Annotated in this window: 12 protein-coding genes and 2 pseudogenes; 3 read left to right on the forward strand and 11 right to left on the reverse strand. The window is 42.1% G+C overall.

The features are described 5' to 3' along the window. Window positions 1-36 precede the first annotated feature (36 nt). The gene (locus B9T36_RS04760) at window positions 37-2,493 is read right to left on the reverse strand and encodes an ExeM/NucH family extracellular endonuclease (protein ID WP_171264426.1); all 2,457 of its coding nucleotides are present in this window, start codon (window positions 2,491-2,493) and stop codon (window positions 37-39) included. A gap of 192 nt (window positions 2,494-2,685) precedes the next feature. On the opposite strand from B9T36_RS04760, the gene trmB reads away from it, so the two are divergent. Next, the gene (trmB, locus tag B9T36_RS04765) at window positions 2,686-3,402 is read left to right on the forward strand and encodes a tRNA (guanosine(46)-N7)-methyltransferase TrmB (protein ID WP_086208879.1); all 717 of its coding nucleotides are present in this window, start codon (window positions 2,686-2,688) and stop codon (window positions 3,400-3,402) included. A 305-nt stretch (window positions 3,403-3,707) separates the two neighbouring features. Here the strand turns inward: trmB and B9T36_RS04770 are convergent. From B9T36_RS04770 to adeR, 10 genes and pseudogenes are all read right to left on the reverse strand, one after another. Further along, window positions 3,708-4,602, reverse strand: a pseudogene (locus B9T36_RS04770) (IS5 family transposase). Between the two features lie 139 nt (window positions 4,603-4,741). Then, window positions 4,742-6,463, reverse strand: a complete 1,722-nt coding sequence (locus B9T36_RS04775) for an acetyl/propionyl/methylcrotonyl-CoA carboxylase subunit alpha (RefSeq protein WP_086208880.1) — start codon at window positions 6,461-6,463, stop codon at window positions 4,742-4,744. Further along, window positions 6,463-8,046 carry an urea amidolyase family protein gene (locus B9T36_RS04780; protein WP_086208406.1) on the reverse strand — a complete coding sequence of 528 codons (1,584 nt, stop codon included), beginning with the start codon at window positions 8,044-8,046 and terminating at the stop codon, window positions 6,463-6,465. Before B9T36_RS04780 ends, B9T36_RS04775 begins: the two co-directional genes overlap by 1 nt. A 33-nt stretch (window positions 8,047-8,079) precedes the next feature. Then, the gene (locus B9T36_RS04785) at window positions 8,080-8,886 is read right to left on the reverse strand and encodes a putative hydro-lyase (protein WP_086208407.1); all 807 of its coding nucleotides are present in this window, start codon (window positions 8,884-8,886) and stop codon (window positions 8,080-8,082) included. After that, window positions 8,879-9,661, reverse strand: coding sequence for a LamB/YcsF family protein (locus tag B9T36_RS04790; RefSeq protein WP_086208408.1), 783 nt, complete (start codon window positions 9,659-9,661; stop codon window positions 8,879-8,881). The genes B9T36_RS04785 and B9T36_RS04790 overlap by 8 nt, the downstream gene beginning before the upstream one ends. 35 nt (window positions 9,662-9,696) lie before the next feature. Next, window positions 9,697-10,951: pseudogene (locus B9T36_RS04795) on the reverse strand (NRAMP family divalent metal transporter). A gap of 344 nt (window positions 10,952-11,295) precedes the next feature. Next, window positions 11,296-12,207, reverse strand: coding sequence for a LysR family transcriptional regulator MumR (mumR, locus tag B9T36_RS04800; RefSeq protein ID WP_086208409.1), 912 nt, complete (start codon window positions 12,205-12,207; stop codon window positions 11,296-11,298). 156 nt (window positions 12,208-12,363) lie between these two features. After that, window positions 12,364-12,798 carry a GNAT family N-acetyltransferase gene (locus tag B9T36_RS04805; RefSeq protein WP_086208410.1) on the reverse strand — a complete coding sequence of 145 codons (435 nt, stop codon included), beginning with the start codon at window positions 12,796-12,798 and terminating at the stop codon, window positions 12,364-12,366. Between the two features lie 48 nt (window positions 12,799-12,846). After that, on the reverse strand, window positions 12,847-13,926 hold the full coding sequence (adeS, locus tag B9T36_RS04810) for a two-component sensor histidine kinase AdeS (RefSeq protein ID WP_086208411.1): 1,080 nt from the start codon (window positions 13,924-13,926) through the stop codon (window positions 12,847-12,849). A 57-nt stretch (window positions 13,927-13,983) separates the two neighbouring features. Beyond that, on the reverse strand, window positions 13,984-14,718 hold the full coding sequence (gene adeR, locus B9T36_RS04815) for an efflux system response regulator transcription factor AdeR (RefSeq protein ID WP_086208412.1): 735 nt from the start codon (window positions 14,716-14,718) through the stop codon (window positions 13,984-13,986). Between the two features lie 146 nt (window positions 14,719-14,864). Here adeR and B9T36_RS04820 point away from each other — a divergent pair, with 146 nt between their 5' ends. Together B9T36_RS04820 and B9T36_RS04825 are read left to right on the forward strand one after the other, a co-directional pair. Beyond that, on the forward strand, window positions 14,865-16,034 hold the full coding sequence (locus B9T36_RS04820) for an efflux RND transporter periplasmic adaptor subunit (RefSeq protein ID WP_086208413.1): 1,170 nt from the start codon (window positions 14,865-14,867) through the stop codon (window positions 16,032-16,034). After that, window positions 16,034-19,144 (forward strand): efflux RND transporter permease subunit, encoded by a 3,111-nt coding sequence (locus tag B9T36_RS04825; RefSeq protein WP_086208414.1) that lies wholly within the window; start codon window positions 16,034-16,036, stop codon window positions 19,142-19,144. Before B9T36_RS04820 ends, B9T36_RS04825 begins: the two co-directional genes overlap by 1 nt. Window positions 19,145-19,206 lie beyond the last annotated feature (62 nt).

The raw sequence follows: 19,206 nt of genomic DNA on the forward strand, positions 1-19,206 counted from the left end.
GCGATAACGCCCTTTTATTATTATCCATAAAGAGAGTTAAGGCTGATTCTTACGACGTCTTAGACTGCCATATAAGGCCAAACCAATTAACCCTAATGCAGACCACAGCCCTGTACTTCCCGCACTGGTTTTATCATCCTCATTAGCCACTGCATCGTTTAAGTCTAAATCCACAATCACAGGATCATGGTCAGAAGAGCGGTAAGCATCGTCTGCATAGAATGCAGCAATTTGCTCCTCAGTTTTATATTCTTCGTTATAGTCCAGTGCCGTCGGTTCATCCGCATTGATATGCCATGCAAATGCTTTTTTCACCAAAGGATAAAGTGTTGCATCGGCAATCGCATGGTCTAAATTGCCTGCGCCACCATAACCTTGGGCATTACTGGCTACACCGAAGACATAGCTATAGGCTGCTTTCCCCTGACCAATTTTTTCATCATTCAACAAGACTTTATAGTTGGCTTGTTCAAGCGCCAAAATTGGGTCTTCTTTGGCATAACTATTCATATCCCCCAACAGTAAGACATTTGGTTTACTCACCTGCGTTGGATTTTTTGCGACCCATTGCATTAACGCTTGCACTGCTTTAACGCGGGTTGGATTCCAACAGCCTTGACCATCGCCCTGATCTGCCTCTATCGAAGTTTTATCATCAGGACAGCTACCTTTAGACTTCAAATGGTTGGGAATAACTGTAAAAGTTTTCCCACCTGATAGGGCTTGAAAGGTTTGTGCCATCGTGACACGATTTTTCTGACTCTGATCATCAAAGACCGCTGCGACATTGATTGGTTTGACCCGCTTAGCATTATAAATAATAGCAACAGCAATCGCATCGGTTCCGAGTTTGTCAGCATTTGGAGGTGTTACATATTTCCAATCGCTCCCTAGCGCTTGGGCTAAATATGCAACTGCACTACGCTCGCCATAACCATTGTTGGCAATTTCCATCAGACCATAAACATCTGCATCAATCGCTTTTAATGCACTGACAATTTTCTGATGTTGCTTTTTAAACTCAGCCTCAGAACTTGCACCACGTTCCGTCGGAAAACCTTGCGCCAAACCATTGTCATAATTCAGTACGTTAAATGCTGCAACACGAACTTGTTGTGTAGCCTTTGCTGGAACGCTCGTACGTGGGTTTTGCGCGTCTAAGACTTGCGGCGCTGTTGCATCAAGCACAGGTTGAATTCGCCATTGGTTATAACGGTATTCTAAAATGCCTTGTACATTTTGCAGTTGTGCACCTGTACGTAGGGTGTTTTTAGCACTAAAAGAAGTTGGCAACCACGGCGTTCTGTTCTGATTGTTGTAACCATCATCCAAAATCAGTTTAGAACGTAAATTTTGTTGTGCAAGCGCTTTGGCTTCCGTTGAGTTGGCAGGATATAAATTGGTTGGAATATATAAACGCGCAGGGCTTAAAGCCAACTGACCATAACGCCCATAGTCATAGTTTTCACTGACCGTTAGAGTTTGAGGAATATTGACCAACATACCCTGATAACGTTTCGGTGCATGGCCTGACATTTCAGTCAAATTATCAAAGGGCAAATTGATCGCCATTGGTTTAACCAAGTCTCTCGCCGAAGGATTACAGACATTAATATCACTGCTTAAATCTTGAAGCTGCAGTTGGTTTTGATAGGTTTTTAACTTGCCTTTGAAAATGACTTCCTGCCCGACTTGCCCACCTGTCACGCTACTTGAAGAGGGAACATAGACAAACACCGCATTACTGGTATTGGCTTGAGCTTGAGCATCTGGGGTTTGGATAAAGAAACCTGAGAAACCATTGTTATAACGATAATCTGCCGTGATTACACCTTTCACTACATATTCCACATCTTGCGGTGCACTTTGCAATGTCGCAATTGGGGTCGCTGTCGTACTACAGCTCAGGGTGGTCAATGGTGGTGCCACTGTATTTCCAGCAAGATAGCTGGAAAATGCATTTCGGTCTGACCATTTTTCCCATGCCGATGCCAAATCAAACGGTGCGGTAACGTCAATCCCTGCACTGGAAACATGATTACTTAATAGTGTGCGTTTAAAACTATTCGCTGTTGCAACACTACCCCATCCAGTGCTTGGTCTTTCACCCACTGTGCCAAAGCGGTCAATCGCAATGCCATTATGATAAAGCACCAAAGCATCATCACCATTGAAAGCTAAGTTCGCCTGCTGTTGTACCGCATCGCCCAGCGCTTCTTTTAAAGCAGAATGCCCGACCAGATAATACCCCTTTGCTGCCAATTGCCCAGACAAACTCACTGTCAAATTTGCATTGGTACTGCCATTTGCGAACTGTTTAATCTGATATTCTGCCAAATTGACCGTCGTCGGATCTGGATTATAAATTTCTAATCCTTTCTTATTTGAAGTGCCATCTACATACTGACTAAATAATAGTTGTGCATACGCGGGAAAAGAACAACCTGCCAAAATCAGGCTCAGGCTTAATATCTGTGGCTTAAAATTTTTCATCATTTTTTATCAGTTGGTTAAATCGTATGGCAGGTTAATTTTTATTCGTTACATCATGATTAATAAATGATGACAGTTTTTAGGCTAATCAAAATAGAGCGTGCTGAATTTGATAAATTCTGAGTAAAAAATTTGACTTGTCCTGCTCAGGACTTACAATACCGCTTTCGAATTTCTACATCTGCCAAAATTATGACGAATGATCAATTAGACCAGCAAGTCGTCGAGCTAGACAACTTAAATGAACACCGCGAAATTGTGACATTTATGCGTCGTTCATCTCCGCTGAACACCTCGCAACGCACTGCGCTTGAACAATATGGTCACATGATTTTGGAATATCCTGTAGGTGACTTACGCCAACAGTTTGAACATCCAGAACGTCCGCTCACAGTTGAAATTGGCTTTGGTATGGGACGTTCATTGGTCTTGATGGCGCAAGCCAACCCTGAACGTAACTATGTCGGCATTGAAGTGCATGTTCCAGGGATCGCACAATGTGTGTATGAAGCTGGAATTGCAGGTTTAACCAATCTTCGTCTTTTAGATGCAGATGCCATTCAAGTATTACGTGAAATGCCAGACAACAGCATCAACGCTGTGCAACTCTACTTCCCAGACCCATGGCAGAAAAAACGCCACTTTAAACGTCGTTTCGTTTCCCATGACCGTATGCCACTGGTTGAGCAAAAGTTGGAAATGGGTGGAACATTCCACGCAGCGACAGACTGGGAACCGTATGCAGAGTGGATGATTGATGTACTTGATAACCGTCCAAATCTTGAAAATATGGCGGGCAAAGGCAACAGCTACCCGCGTCCAGACTGGCGTCCACAAACTAAATTTGAACGTCGCGGACTCGAAGAAGGCCATAAGATCAACGACTTCTTATTTAAGAAAATAAATTAAATAAACCATATTATCCTACCTCGTCTTTAAAATAATTTTATAGCATTAAATACATGATATTTAATGCTATATTATTATCCAATGGTATCTAAACAATTCTGACTAGTGCTATATTTTTTAGTCTCAAAAAGTATCAAGAAAAAAAAATTCTCGAATTAGTCTCGAGGAATATCAAAAGGCATATCCCCTGAAAAGAAGAAAATGCACTACAAACAGAATCAATTTTTTTCAAAGACTATGGCGAAAGATATGTCACTGATGTTGTAGCAAAAGATCATTAATCTACATCAACTTTAAGGTACAACTTAAGTGTGAGGTCGGCCTAATTCAGTAAATTTATTTAAGACTGCCACACGTGCACGAATCTCGTTGATTTGACTGTCACAATTCCTAGTACTTACTGAGTTTATCGCCTAATAACTTGATGCAATACATCTTAGTTTCGCCCAACTTCGCCGATGATATCCAGACCACTTTTTCCAAAGGGCTCCGCCTAGACGCTTAACTTTTTTAATAACTCATTCCCCTCTATGGATCCCACTTTCTTGATGGAATCACCGCATGCGTTTGTCGATCCACAATGACTTGACGGCATCTTTTTGTGTCATAAGCTCCATCGGTATAGACAGAGTCTATTCGTTCATCAAGTGGAATCTGACCAAGTAAATCATCGAGTACCTGTGAATCACTGACATTATTCGTTGTAAGCTGAACTGTCCGTATTTACAGTGTTTCAGCATCTATACCAATATAGAGTTTACGCCATTGTCGACGATATTCAGGCTGATGCTTCTTTCGTTTCCATTCACCTTCACCCAAAAACTTTAAACCAGTTAAATCTACGAGTAGATGTATCCCAATGCTACATTTTTGGTAGTTAATCGCAATATCAATATGTTTTTGCCTTATGTAAAGCTTCGTGTAGTCTGGCGCTGTCCAATCTAATCTGGCAAGTTTAATTAGGCTTTGAACAAAACCTGTAACCATGCGTAAAGAGAGTCGAAATAGGGATTGGATCATCAGATAACATTGAATCGCTGCATCAAAATAGGTTTGATTTCGTCCATGTTTAGGCTGTGGTTGAGCGTACCATTGAGTCGTAGGATCAAACCAAATAGAGATATTCCCTCTATTTATTAGTGCTTGGTTGTACGAGGGCCAATTAGTTGTAAGATAAATTTTAGGTGCTAGCTTTTTGATTCGGAAATTATATTGTTTAAATAAGCCTTCAAAAATAGTTTTGTGCAACAAAGTCACTCGCGCTCATTTTTAAAAATGTCCAAACGAAAAACCTGACTTAGCTGCATGCTACATCAGGTTCATTCAGATGATTAAATTTTTAGCAAATTGAGCCAATGATCTGCTCTGCGTGACAAGTTGCTCCTTGCTGAACCGTCAATTGAATCACTCCGCTTTGATGCGCAAGTACAGGGACTTCCATTTTCATGGCTTCCATAATCGCAACCACTTGCCCCTCTGCGACCTGCTCCCCGTTTTCTATTTTCCAAGTGCTAATCACGCCATTGATCGGTGCAAGTAAATGTTCAGCACGCATGGCTGTTTCTGTAGCTGGTTGGTCTTGAGCAGTGATGGTAGAGTTTTGTGCAAACATGCCCGCAGGTAAGCCTAAACGATGTAATTTTCCATCAATTTCAATATAGCTGAGTAACATCGGTTGTTGATGATTCGGAATACTGCGTTTCGTTGGTTTTAAGTCTTGCTTAAAATCATTTTCAATCCAACGAGTATGGACATTAAATGTGTCGGCAAAATCAGCTTCATTTAATACAGCACGGTGAAAGTCTAAAACCGAAGCAACCCCTTCAATTTTAAATTGCTTAAGCGCACGTTTTGCACGAGCAATAGTAACCTCACGTGTTGGACCTGTGATAATCAGTTTTGCCATGAGCGAATCAAAATGACTCGATACCAAAGAGCCTGTACGAACACCTGTGTCTACGCGTACGCCCTGACCAAACGGTGCTTCAAATAAACTCAATACACCAAATGCAGGAATAAAGCCACGAGCAGGGTCTTCAGCATTGATACGAAACTCAATGGCATGCCCTTGTACTTTCGGGGTTTCTTTGATTGAAAGTGAATGACCTTGAGCCACACGAATTTGCTCAACCACCAAATCGACTTTGGCCGTTTCTTCAGTAACAGGATGTTCCACCTGCAAGCGGGTATTCACCTCTAAAAATGAAAGCTTTCCATCACGGCTCAGCAAATATTCAACTGTACCCGCACCGACATAGTTGGCTGCCTGACAGATATTTTTAGCCGAAGTTAAAATTTCTTGATATATCGCATCGCTGATAAAAGGCGCTGGCGCTTCTTCAACCAACTTCTGATTACGACGCTGTAGCGAACAATCACGTGTACCCAAAACCACTACATTGCCATGTTGATCCGCAATCACTTGCGCTTCGACATGGCGTGGTTGATCTAGATATTGTTCAACAAAACACTCACCGCGGCCAAAAGCGGCTTGTGCTTCACGTACAGCCGAATCATACAGCTCTTTTACATCTTCCAGTTTCCAAACGACTTTTAAACCTCGACCACCACCGCCAAATGCGGCTTTAATCGCAATAGGTAAACCAAACCGCTTTGCAAAATCGAGGGCTTCATCAGCATTATTTAAGGGGTCTTGTGTGCCTTGAACTAAAGGTGCGCCCACTGAAGCGGCGATTTTACGTGCTTCAATTTTATCACCCAATTTTTCAATGGCACTTGGCGATGGTCCGACCCACTTTAAGCCTGCATCAATCACTGCCTGTGCAAATTCAGCACGTTCAGATAAAAAACCATAACCCGGATGAACCATGGTTGCTTTGGATTTTTTAGCAACATCAAGAATGGCTGGAATATTTAAATAGGTTTCACGTGCAGTTGCACCCGCCAGACCCCATGCTTCATCCGCCAGTTCGACATGCAGACTGTCCATATCGTCATCGGCATATAACGCAACTGAGCTAATACCCATATCACGGCAAGCATGAATAATACGAACGGCAATTTCACCACGGTTTGCAATTAATAATTTTTCAGTCGTCATCATTTATTCTCAAAATCTGTAAATTCGGTCATTTTTTTAAATTTGATTTGGCAACCTGCTGGAATCTGCGCCACCAAGTCCCAATGGTGCTTCGCCACAGCCGCAATGACGGGGTAGCCACCAGTTAAAGGATGGTCATTCATAAACAGTACAGGTTGACCATTTGGCGGGATCTGTAAGGCACCAATACAAGTTCCCTCACTTTCCAACTCATGGGTAATTTTGCGCTGCAACGGCTGTTCACCTGAAAGTCTCAGTCCAACCCGATTACTTTCATTGGTCACCAGCCAAGCTTGCTGGCATAAGCGCTCAATGCTCTCTGCTTCAAACCAATCCGTTCTCGGTCCCATCACAATGTCGAGTTCTACCACATTGCCGACTTTGGGCAAGTTCAACTTCGCAACTTCGGTGACACTAATATTTGAAACTTCAACCTGTCCTTGATAAACCGTATCCCCCGTTTTTAGAGGTTCTGGCCCCAATACGGCCAAACTATCAAATGAGGCACTCTTCAGCACAGGCTGCACATCGATACCACCACGAATTGCCAGATAATTTCTCAGCCCTGCCGTCGGTGCTTGAATCTGAAATTCATCACCGTCATCAAGGGCAATCGCCTGATAACTTTCAAAGTCAGCCTTTTGGCCATCACTAAATTTCACATGGATGTTTGAAATTGCTCCCGTAACCGCAATGACTGCAGACTGATGTATTGTGGCTTTCAAACCACCATTTAAAACTTCAATCACAGGCGTCGGAGTTGGGTTACCAACAATTCGATTGGCGCTGTGCATTGCCGATACATCCATCGCCCCTGCAACACCCACACCAATATTGGTCTGGTTTAAACGCCCTTCATCTTGGATCAACATCTGTAGACTCGGTGCAGTTACCGTAAACAAAGGCATGGATTGTTTGGGCTCAACTGTACGAGTGACTTGCTGTGCTACGCTAACCGTGGTCGGTTGATGTGTGACATCTTCAAAATGTACCGTCATCCCCGGTAACAGTAGCGCTGGATTTTTACGTTCCAAATCCCACATTTTTTCAGCAGTCGTACCGATCAGCTGCCAGCCTCCTGGACTATCTTTCGGGTAAATCCCTGAATATTGTCCTGCCAGTCCCAAAGAACCCGACGGTATTTTTTTACGTGGTACGGCTAAACGAGGAATATCTGTAAAAGGTCGATCGGAACTGCTCATATAAGCAAAGCCCGGCGCAAAGCCAATAAAAGCTACATTCCAAACACTTTGACGATGCTTCAAGATAACATCGACAATTGAGAGCCCTTGTAACTCTGCAACTTGAGCAAGATCTTCGCCCGCATAACGAATAGGAATAATCAGCTCTTGCACATCACGCTCAATGTCTGAACCGACTTTTACAGTCTGAATCGAAGCAACCAGTGTTTTAAAGTTGGTTTCGATTTCATTAAAAAACACTAAAATTGTTTTTGCAGCAGGGACTAAGTCTTTAATTCCATTCAATTGCATCGTGTGCAATTTATTGTACAACGCCAATGTTTCCTCTAGGCTGGCAAGCTCTATGAGAAAACAATCCGCGTTTACCGATAAAAAACGCATATGCTTATCCTTTTAATTGTTCTTTCGTGCCACTTAACCTATCCATGCACGATCAGGAATGTCGGTAATAAACATATGACCGGGTGCATGGCTGATCGCAAAAGGAATTTTTGAGTTCATCACCGCTGCTTGTGGGGTTACACCACAAGCCCAAAATACTGGAATTTCCCCAGCCTCAATACGTGAAGCATCACCAAAGTCTGGCTGATTCACATCTCGGATGCCTAAACCTTCAGGATGTCCAATATGCACGGGCGCACCATGCACACTTGGCATCCGTGCTGTAATTTTGACGGCATCCGCGATTTGATGGGATGGAATTGGGCGCATAGAAACCACCATGTTGCCCGAAATACGCCCCGCAGGCTGACATTGAATATTACTCAAATACATCGGCACATTGGTCTGATCATGGATATGACGAACTTCAATACCTGCTTCTTGCAATGCAGTTTCAAAAGAAAAACTACAACCAATTAAAAAAGTCACCAAGTCAGGATGTGCATGATAAATGTCACTCGCATCGGTTACTTCATCGACCAATTCACCCTCTTTCCAGATGCGATAACGTGGAAAGTCCGTGCGTATATCTGAGTTCTCCGCCAGTCTTGTGGCATATACACCTTCCTCTAGCACGTCTAAAACAGGACAACTTTGCGGATTGCGATGAGCATAGAGTAGAAAATCATAAGCCCAATCTTTAGGTACCGAAATCATATTGACCTGCGTCATGCCCGCAGCCATACCCGCCGTTGGTTTGTCAAAGCCTGCACGAATTTTTAAACGCGCAGCTAAAGCGGCTTCAAGCTGCGCTGAATCGACACGAATATCCTTATACATTGCGCACTTCCTCATGCTTTAAGACAAAGGGACGAATTTCAATATGATGATTTAACAGTTCAGCTTTAATCGCAGCCGACATCTCTAAAGCACCTGCGGTGTCACCATGTAAGCAAATCGTGTCCGCTTGAATAGGGGTAAAGATCCCGTCAATCGACTCAACACCGCCATTTTTCAACATAGACACCACACGGCGTGCCACAAAGGCTGAATCATGTAAAACAGCCCCGTCCAAGCGACGTGAAACCAATGAGCCATCGCTGTTATAAGCACGGTCTGCAAATGCCTCAGATACAACTTTTAAGCCTGCCGCACGTGCTTGTTCAACCAAGTGGGAACCTGCAAGTGCCACCAAAACCAGTTCTGGGTTATACATCTTGATAGCATCAATCACTGCAGCGGCCTGAACTTGATCGTGTGCAATGGTGTTATACAGGGCACCATGGGGTTTCACATATTGCACGTGAGAACCAGCCACTTTGGCTAAACCATCCAGTGCGGAAATTTGATACAACACATCGGCAATCAGCTCATCACGTGACACATCCATATTACGGCGACCAAAACCGACGAGGTCTGGATAAGATACATGCGCGCCAATCGTGACATTCAATTCAACCGCCTTACGCAGTGTTTTTAAAATCCCCAGCGGATCTCCTGCATGAAAGCCACATGCAATATTGGCACTTGTCACCACGGGTAGAATTTGGTCATCATTGCCCATTTTCCACGAACCAAAACTTTCACCTAAGTCACTATTTAAATCTACAAACATGGCTCAATTCCTTTATCACTTCACCGTCGTCTGGCTTAAAGTTTGGTTAAATAATTAAAGACTGTGGTAAAGGACATATAGCCCATCCACCATGTCAACATACATGTGAGTACACCCAAAATAAGTAACCATTTTGGATAGTTATAATTCCCCATCATATCTTTACGGCAAGCAGCTACATAAACAAAAATCGTTAAACCGATTGGCAATACCAAACCATTAAAGCCACCAACGAAGATCAATAATCCAGCAGGTGTCGCGCCCAGTACCACATACAACAATAACGCTAAAGCGATAAATGTAATGGTGGTGTAATTGGTTTGTTTTGGACTAAGATTTTTCTTAAATGCAGTAAAGAATGAAACCGAAGTATAAGCGGCGCCAATGGTACTACTGATCCCTGCTGCCCAGAAAATCAAACCAAATAGTTTATAACCAAAAGTTCCTGCGGCATATTGAAAAGCTTGTGCTGCTGGATTGGCATCATGGCTGGCTAAATCAATCGTTGCACCACTGACCACCACGCCCAAAAAAGCTAAAAACAGCACATAGCGCATGATGCCTACAACCACAATACCTTTGGTCGCAGCTCTTGCGACTTCATCAATATTTTCAGGGCCAACCGCGCCTTTATCCAGTAAACGATGGGCGCCTGCATAACAGATATAGCCGCCAACCGTTCCACCGACAATCGTGGTGATAATGGCAAAATCAATCTGGTCAGGTGCAAACGTTTGATGAACAGCTTGGCCCACAGGTGGCATCACAATGACAGCAACAATGATAATCAAGATGATTTTGAGCAACCCCAAAACGATCATGCTTTTATCCATGGCTAGCGTAGCTTTTCTTGAAGCAAAAATTAAAATGGCCAAAGCACCACTTAAAATGCCACCCCATTTGGTGTCTAATCCAAATAAGGCATTGAGACCTAAAGCCGCGCCTGCAATATTACCAATACTGAAGAAGAACCCACCCAAAATGACCAAAAAAGCAAGTAAGTAACCACTACCCGGCAAGGCTTTATTGGCAATATCCGAGGCACGCATTTGCGTCAGCGTGACGACACGCCAAATGTTTTGTTGAACCACATAATCAATCAAAATAGACACGAGAATGGCAAAGCCAAACGCCGCACCCAATTTCACAGTAAAGACCGCGGTTTGAGTGAGAAAACCGGGCCCCATTGCGGAGGTTGCCATCATGAAGATTGAAGCAACAATGGCCCATTGGCGATCTGATAAAAAAGAAGATTTTAATAAAGACATATTTAATGCGTTCCTCGTCCATTTGAGCTTAATAACGCTATTTTCAAGTTGAACCAAGAACATCATTTTGTTTGCAAATTCTGTTCTTAAATTCCTTTAACTGACAAAGATTCCCTGTTGCCCAACCAAAGCCATGGTGGATCAAATCTTCTATTTGAAATAAGAACATAGGCAAGCGCGAGGAACAATACGACTTTTTAAATCAATTATTAAACTCAAATAACTGTATTTTAATGTTTTTTATTTATTAAAAGTCTAATGATAAATTTTACTTATCACGCACGATAAGCTGCTTTTATGGTTTTTCAAACAAATTACGTTTTGAGATAAAGTAACTTCACTTGTCAAAAAACTGGTACGCCTCAATTATTTTTTAATTTTCTCAAGCAGTCTTTTCATTGCACTTTCAGAAACAGTGACTGCGACATCGGTTAATTTCTCTTTCAAGGCTGCATCATTGCCTTGCATATAAATCGAGGTGAAATGAAAGGTTTTGAGCTGGATCGGGGTATTCAAAATTTCTAAGCGACCATCGGTAATTTCCTTTAGCGCCGTTAAGGTCGGCACAACGGCAATCCCTAACCCTTGCTCTGCAAGACGCAATAAGGTCGCAAGCGAATAACTGGTAATTGAAAGCGGCTCATCCAGTGCCTGTTCTTTCATTTTGGCCTTGAGCTCTTTATAGGGATAGGTAATTTTTGGATAGGTTAAAATGGTATGCGACATCAATGCCTTAAAAGACATTTGACCTACACCACCTTTAAAAGATGGAGCCGCCAAAAAACTCAGTTCAAAGTCACACAGCGCCTGCTCTACACACTCGAAAGCCAAAGTCGGGCCCAGTAAAAAGGCCATGTCCAAATCCCCTGTACGCACACCTTCTTGCAAATTTGGAGTTAAATCCACCACAATTTCCACAGAAACTTTGGGAAATTCTTTTTGTACTTTTTCGATATATTCAACCAACCACGTATAAACAATCGTCTCCGAAACACCTAAACGAATCGTTCCTGTGAGGTGTTGGTTTTCAGTTAGCTCGGCCACCAAATCGGTTTCCAAACGCATAAACTTTTCAGCATATTTAAACAGGGTCATGCCTTTATGGGTGGGTTTAAGCTGTCGAAAACCGCGATCAAGGACTTTAAAACCTAAATCATTTTCTAGAGCAGTGATTTTTTGGGAAACCGCAGGCTGAGTGGTTTGTAATTTTGCAGCAGCCTTATTGAAGCTATTTAAGGTCACAACCCAATAAAATGCCTCTAGACTTTTTAAATTCACCTTAAATCTTGTCCTTATTCGATTCCAGTTATCGTACAGTAGTTACCACTCTTTTTAAGTGATGATACTTCAGTCTACAAAATAGGATAAAAACCAGTAGATCTAAATTTATACAGCATAATATTTTGATCTAAAAAGTAATTTATCAAAGCTCTTTTAAGGTTTAAGTTTTTCCATTTTGACATCACCATTTGCATAAAATTCAACAGTATTCCAACCTAAGTGCTTATAAAACTGATATGCCCGACTTTTTGAATCTGTTTCTAAGTAAATACGATTATATTTTTGAAATAATAAGGCTTCTGCCTCTTTCATTAACTGTTTTCCAAAGCCATTCCCTTCATGATCGGGATGTACAAAACTTGCAAAAACCATCCCCGCTTTAAAATCAACTATTGAGAAACCAAGTACCATCCCTGCCTTTTCCACAACCCAAATACATGGTTCACTTTCCATCATCGCCAAAACTGAAATTGGGGTAATACCCATCTCTGTCAATTGCTCTAGGGAAAGGTGATTTTCTTTTACACTGATTCGGATATCAAAAATTGATTTGATATCATGTGGTGTGGCCAGTCTAATCAATTGCATATACTTCTCTAAATTTTATTTTCAATAAATACCATTAAGCTCAAACGCTTATTCTCGACTACTGCCAATGCCCATTTGAATGGTGAAAATACTTTTTGAGTTTAGGTTTTCATAATGCACTGTGCCCTTATGTGCAATCACAATGGCATTGACCACCGCAAGTCCAAGGCCAGTTCCACCAAACTCTTTATTGCGTGACTGTTCCAAGCGAAAGAACGGGTCGAATAAATGTTGTTGAAATTCTTCAGCAAGCCCTGGTCCATTATCAGCAACTTTTAGCTGCCACATTTTTCCATCAGTTCGAGATGAAATTGTTAACTTTCCTGCATTTGCATAACGAATAGCATTATCAATCAAAGCAATCAATATTTGTTCAATACGGCGTTGATCACAAAAAACAGGCGTTGTTTCCAAATCCAATACTGGTGTTAAATCTGCCTGTATCAAACGCTCTTCAAATATTTTCAATACCTTATCAACACTGTCTTGCAGATTAACCCATTCATAATTTAAACGTAGCTGTTGATTTTCAACCAAACTCAGCGTACGTAAGTCTTCCACCAAATGCGAAAGGCCTTCAACTTGGTTTAATAAACTCTTGATTAAGGCTGGATTGGGTTCAAAAACACCATCTACCATGCCTTGCAAACGTCCCTGTAAAATCGTGATGGGAGTTCGAAGTTCATGGGCAATTGCGGCATTCCAAACTTGCGCATTTTGTACAGAAACTTCAAGTTTATATGCCATATCATTAAAATGTTGTACCAACTCAGAAATTTCAATCGAGTGTCCTTGTGTATCTTCAGCCCTTGCGGACAAATCCCCCTGACTAATTTTCTTAGCAGCTTCGACCAAAAAATTGAGGGGCCGAATAAACCGCTGTGCGAGATACATCCCAATGATTAAAGAAATAACTGAGCCACAGAAAATCACGGTCGCCAACCAAATCCAATCAACAAAATGAAATTCATTCCAGTCTTCTTGCAATGCGCTTAAAGTAATCCAACCTGCATCAATCGCGTAGTCATAAATAAAGTACCCGAGAACAATAGAAAATAGCGTCACGCTTAAATTGACAATACTTAAGGCGATAAATAACTGTGTACTAATACCTGACTTATTTTTCATATTATTTTCTAGCCCTATTCCTTCGCATTCTCCACATCTTGCACGGTTTTACATTACTCATTGCAAGTCTTTTGGCTGATCTAATCGGTACCCGACCCCACGTACATTCATTAGTATCTGCTCAAGTCCTTGCTCTTCAAGTTTTTTTCTTAACTTACTCACATGACTGTCAACTGTACGTTCAAGCGCATCACTATCTGGCAAGCATTGGTTCATCAGCTCACTACGACTAAATACTTTATGTGGATGATCAATCATTAACAGAAGAATTTTATATTCCGTTAACGTCAGATTCAGTAAAATCTTTTTATTCTGTCGCTGTACATAGACACTACGAAGTTCTGTATTAATTTCAATATTTCTATACAACAAGCGCTTCTGCTGGGCTTGCATACTGTGCTGAGTTCTTCTTAAGACAGCTTGCACCCGTGCAACCACTTCATTTGGGTTAAAAGGTTTGACCACAAAGTCATCCGCGCCAATTCTGAGTGCCATCACTTTATCAATATCTTGATCAAGTGCCGTTAACATAATGACAGGCGTTTGTGCTTTTTGACGAATTTTACTTAGCACTTCCCAACCGTTTAACTCAGGCAACTTAATATCGAGCACAATTAAATCAATTACTTGTGCTGCATGTATTTCAATTGCTTGTTTGCCATTCATGGCACGAATCACATGCATCCCTTCACGTTTTAAATAGTGCTCGATAATATCGCCAATCTCATACTCATCTTCTACAACAAGAATCTGTTTGTCATGGCAATCAAAAGAAAATGAAGCTTCGAACATGAATACGTTATCGAATAATTTCAGTCAATCTCCATAATACGCCGATTTATCTGTGTATCTCCACACTTTTTCCACATTTCAGAGATCATCGTTACACACTTCTCAAAAATAATGACAACATCAAAAACTCCCAAGGCTTGGACAGTATGCAAAAGCATCTTTTACTTCCATTATTTTTATCTATCGGACTGATACTACAAGGGTGTGGCTCAGAGCAAGCAACTCAGGCAGAAGCTGCTCCTGCAAAAGTAAGCGTACTTAATATTCAACCGCAGTCGGTGAATTTTAGCGAGAACCTCCCTGCGCGTGTACAAGCCTTCCGTACTGCTGAAATACGTCCACAAGTCGGTGGCATTATTGAAAAGGTATTGTTTACTCAAGGCAGTGAAGTTAAAGCAGGACAAGCACTCTATAAAATTAATTCAGAAATCTTTCAAGCCGATGTGAATAGTAATCAGGCTTCACTCAATAAAGCAGAAGCTGAGGTTGCACGTTTAAAAGTTCAGCTAGCACGTTATGAACAATTACTGCCTAGCAATGCGATCAGTAAGCAAGAAGTCAGTAATGCTCAAGCTGAATACCGTCAGGCTTTGGCTGATGTTGCACAAATGAAAGCCTTGCTGACTCGTCAAAACCTGAATCTACAATATGCCACTGTACGCGCACCGATTTCGGGGCGTATTGGACAATCATTCGTGACTGAAGGTGCTTTGGTGAGTCAAGGTGATACAAATACCATGGCGACTGTTCAACAAATCGACAAAGTCTATGTCGATGTAAAGCAATCTATTAGCGAATATGAACGACTACAGGTCGCACTACAAAGTGGTGAGTTATCGGCAAATAATGAGAAGACAGTCCGAATTTCGAATAGTCATGGACAGCCTTATAAGGTCAGCGCAAAAATGCTGTTTGAAGACATCAATGTTGATCCTGAGACAGGTGATGTCACCATCCGCATCGAAGTGCAGAATCCTGAACGCAAACTCCTTCCGGGGATGTATGTTCGCGTGAATATCGACCGTGCTTCTGTTCCTCAAGCCTTGCTCGTCCCTGCTCAAGCGATTCAACGTAATATCAATGGTGATCCACAAGTCTATGTCATCAATGCTAAAGGTACGGCAGATATTCGCCCAATCGAATTGGGTCAGCAATATGAGCAGTACTACATTGCCAATAAGGGATTAAAAACAGGTGACAAAGTGGTCGTTGAAGGGGTTGAACGTATCCAAGCGAACCAAAAACTGCAACTCACGACTTGGAAAGTACCGTCATCGAACAATAGCACCTCACCTATGACTCAAGGAGCGAAATGATGATGTCACAATTTTTCATTCGCCGCCCTGTGTTTGCATGGGTGATTGCGATTTTCATTATCCTGTTTGGGCTACTCAGTATCCCCAAACTGCCGATTGCTCGCTTTCCAAGTGTCGCGCCACCTCAAGTCAACATTAGTGCGACTTATCCCGGCGCAACGGCAAAAACCATTAATGACAGTGTTGTGACCTTGATTGAAAGAGAATTATCTGGGGTTAAAAACCTGCTTTATTATAGTTCGACCACAGATACCTCAGGTACAGCGCAAATCTCAGCGACCTTTAAACCGGGTACTGATGTTGAAATGGCACAAGTCGATGTGCAAAACAAAATCAAAGCGGTTGAAGCACGTCTACCACAAGTTGTTCGTCAACAAGGCTTACAAGTCGAAGCATCTTCATCAGGTTTTTTGATGTTAGTCGGTATCAACTCACCGAATGGTCAATATTCTGAAGTTGATCTGAGTGATTATTTGGTTCGCAATGTGGTGGAAGAACTGAAACGTGTTGAAGGTGTGGGTAAAGTTCAATCCTTCGGTGCAGAAAAAGCCATGCGAATTTGGGTCGACCCCAATAAACTGGTGTCTTATGGCCTGTCAATTAGTGATGTGAATACAGCGATTCGCGAAAACAATGTTGAAATTGCACCCGGTCGTCTTGGAGATATGCCTGCTGAAAAAGGTCAATTGATCACTGTGCCCCTCTCTGCACAAGGACAATTGGGCAATGTTGAGCAATTTAGAAATATCAGCTTAAAAAGTAAAACCAATGGCAGTGTGATCAAGCTGTCTGATGTCGCCAAGGTTGAAATCGGCTCACAAGCCTATAACTTTGCAATTTTGGAAGATGGTAAACCTGCTACGGCTGCTGCAATCCAACTCAGTCCGGGCGCGAATGCCGTCAAAACGGCGGAGGGTGTTAAAGCCAAAATCGAAGAACTAAAGTTGAACTTACCAGAAGGGATGCAAATCAGTGTTCCTTATGACACTGCACCTTTCGTTAAAATTTCGATTGAGAAAGTGATTCATACCTTGCTTGAAGCCATGGTTCTGGTTTTCATTGTAATGTATCTGTTCTTGCATAATGTTCGTTATACCTTAATTCCTGCAATTGTCGCGCCAATTGCATTGCTAGGTACTTTTGCGGTCATGCTATTGGCAGGCTTTTCCATCAACGTACTAACCATGTTTGGTATGGTGCTTGCGATTGGGATCATCGTTGATGATGCAATTGTAGTGGTTGAAAACGTAGAACGAATCATGGCGACAGAAGGTTTGTCTCCTAAAGAAGCGACCTCTAAAGCGATGAAAGAGATTACCAGTCCAATTATCGGGATTACACTGGTACTGTCTGCGGTATTTTTGCCGATGGCATTTGCCAGTGGTTCAGTGGGGATTATCTATCAGCAATTTACATTAACCATGTCAGTGTCAATTCTGTTCTCCGCATTATTGGCTTTGATCTTAACCCCTGCTCTCTGCGCGACCATTCTAAAACCGATTGATGGTCATCATCAAAAGAAAGGTTTCTTTGCATGGTTTGATCGTAGCTTTGACAAAGTCAGCAAGAAATATGAAGTGATGCTACTCAAAGTCATCAAGCACAGTATTCCGATGATGGTGATCTTTGTGGTGATTACGGGCATTACCTTTGCAAGCATGAAATATTGGCCCACAGCATTTATGCCCGAAGAAGATCAAGGCTGGTTTCTCACCTCTTTCCAACTGCCATCGGATGCGACTACTGAACGTACTCGAAATGTGGTGAATGAGTTTGAAAGCAGTCTAAAAGATAATCCAAATGTGAAAAGTAACACTACTATTATGGGTTGGGGCTTTAGTGGTTCGGGACAAAACGTGGCAGTCGCGTTTACGACCCTTGCCGATTTTAAAGACCGCACATCGACAGCAACCGAAATGACCAATACCGTCAATGCAACCATGGCGAACAGTAAAGAAGGTGCAACCATGGCGGTACTTCCGCCTGCCATTGATGAATTGGGCACTTTTTCAGGTTTTAGTTTACGTTTACAAGATCGAGCCAACTTAGGTATGCCTGCGCTACTGGCTGCTCAAGACCAGTTAATGGCAATGGCTGCCAAGAATAAAAAATTCTATATGGTGTGGAATGAAGGTCTACCACAAGGTGACAACATTTCTTTAAAAATTGACCGTGAGAAACTTAATGTTTTAGGGGTGAAGTTCTCTGATGTCTCCGACATTATTTCGACCTCAATGGGATCTATGTATATCAACGACTTTCCGAATCAGGGTCGTATGCAACAAGTGATTGTTCAGGTTGATGCCAAATCACGGATGGAATTGAAAGATATTTTAAATCTCAAAGTAGCGGGTTCAAGCGGGCAACTAGTTTCTTTATCGGAAGTGGTTACACCACAATGGAGCAAAGCACCACAGCAATATAATCGCTATAACGGTCGCCCATCCTTGAGTATTGCAGGGATTCCAAACTTTGATACCTCATCTGGTGATGCGATGCGTGAAATGGAACAACTGATTGCCAAATTACCGAAAGGTATCGGCTATGAATGGACGGGTATTTCCTTACAGGAAAAACAGTCTGAATCACAAATGGCGTTCTTACTCGGTTTATCTATGCTGGTGGTCTTCCTTGTACTCGCTGCACTCTATGAAAGTTGGGCAATTCCACTGTCCGTCATGCTCGTCGTACCACTGGGTATTTTCGGTGCAATTGTGGCAATTATGTCCAGAGGTATGATGAATGATGTGTTCTTTAAAATTGGCTTGATTACCATCATCGGTTTATCTGCCAAGAATGCCATTTTGATTGTTGAATTTGCCAAGATGCTCAAGGACGAAGGCATGAGTTTAATTGAAGCCACTGTTGCGGCAGCAAAACTTCGTTTACGCCCGATTCTAATGACTTCACTTGCCTTTACTTGTGGTGTAATTCCATTGGTCATCGCATCAGGCGCAAGTTCAGAAACCCAACATGCCTTAGGCACAGGCGTATTTGGTGGCATGATCTCCGCCACCATTCTGGCGATTTTCTTTGTACCTGTCTTCTTTATCTTTGTCTTGGGTGCAGTTGAAAAGCTGTTTTCTTCGAAAGAAAAAAATCCATCTTAAATAGCATTGAACAGAGAAAATCAAACGATTTTCTCTGTTCTCTCCTCTGCATTCATCTTTAT

The sequence above is a fragment of the Acinetobacter sp. ANC 4204 genome (assembly GCF_002135205.1).
Classification (GTDB): domain Bacteria; phylum Pseudomonadota; class Gammaproteobacteria; order Pseudomonadales; family Moraxellaceae; genus Acinetobacter.

Bases quoted from the DNA above. Each gene is read 5' to 3' on its own strand.
- B9T36_RS04780 (WP_086208406.1), bottom strand. From the start codon at position 8,046: ATGCGTTTTTTATCGGTAAACGCGGATTGTTTTCTCATAGAGCTTGCC.
- adeS (WP_086208411.1), bottom strand. From the start codon at position 13,926: ATGAAAAATAAGTCAGGTATTAGTACACAGTTATTTATCGCCTTAAGT.
- B9T36_RS04820 (WP_086208413.1), top strand. From the start codon at position 14,865: ATGCAAAAGCATCTTTTACTTCCATTATTTTTATCTATCGGACTGATA.
- B9T36_RS04825 (WP_086208414.1), top strand. From the start codon at position 16,034: ATGATGTCACAATTTTTCATTCGCCGCCCTGTGTTTGCATGGGTGATT.
- B9T36_RS04790 (WP_086208408.1), bottom strand. From the start codon at position 9,661: ATGTTTGTAGATTTAAATAGTGACTTAGGTGAAAGTTTTGGTTCGTGG.
- B9T36_RS04760 (WP_171264426.1), bottom strand. From the start codon at position 2,493: ATGAAAAATTTTAAGCCACAGATATTAAGCCTGAGCCTGATTTTGGCA.
- trmB (WP_086208879.1), top strand. From the start codon at position 2,686: ATGACGAATGATCAATTAGACCAGCAAGTCGTCGAGCTAGACAACTTA.
- B9T36_RS04775 (WP_086208880.1), bottom strand. From the start codon at position 6,463: ATGACGACTGAAAAATTATTAATTGCAAACCGTGGTGAAATTGCCGTT.
- B9T36_RS04805 (WP_086208410.1), bottom strand. From the start codon at position 12,798: ATGCAATTGATTAGACTGGCCACACCACATGATATCAAATCAATTTTT.
- adeR (WP_086208412.1), bottom strand. From the start codon at position 14,718: ATGTTCGAAGCTTCATTTTCTTTTGATTGCCATGACAAACAGATTCTT.
- B9T36_RS04785 (WP_086208407.1), bottom strand. From the start codon at position 8,886: ATGTATAAGGATATTCGTGTCGATTCAGCGCAGCTTGAAGCCGCTTTA.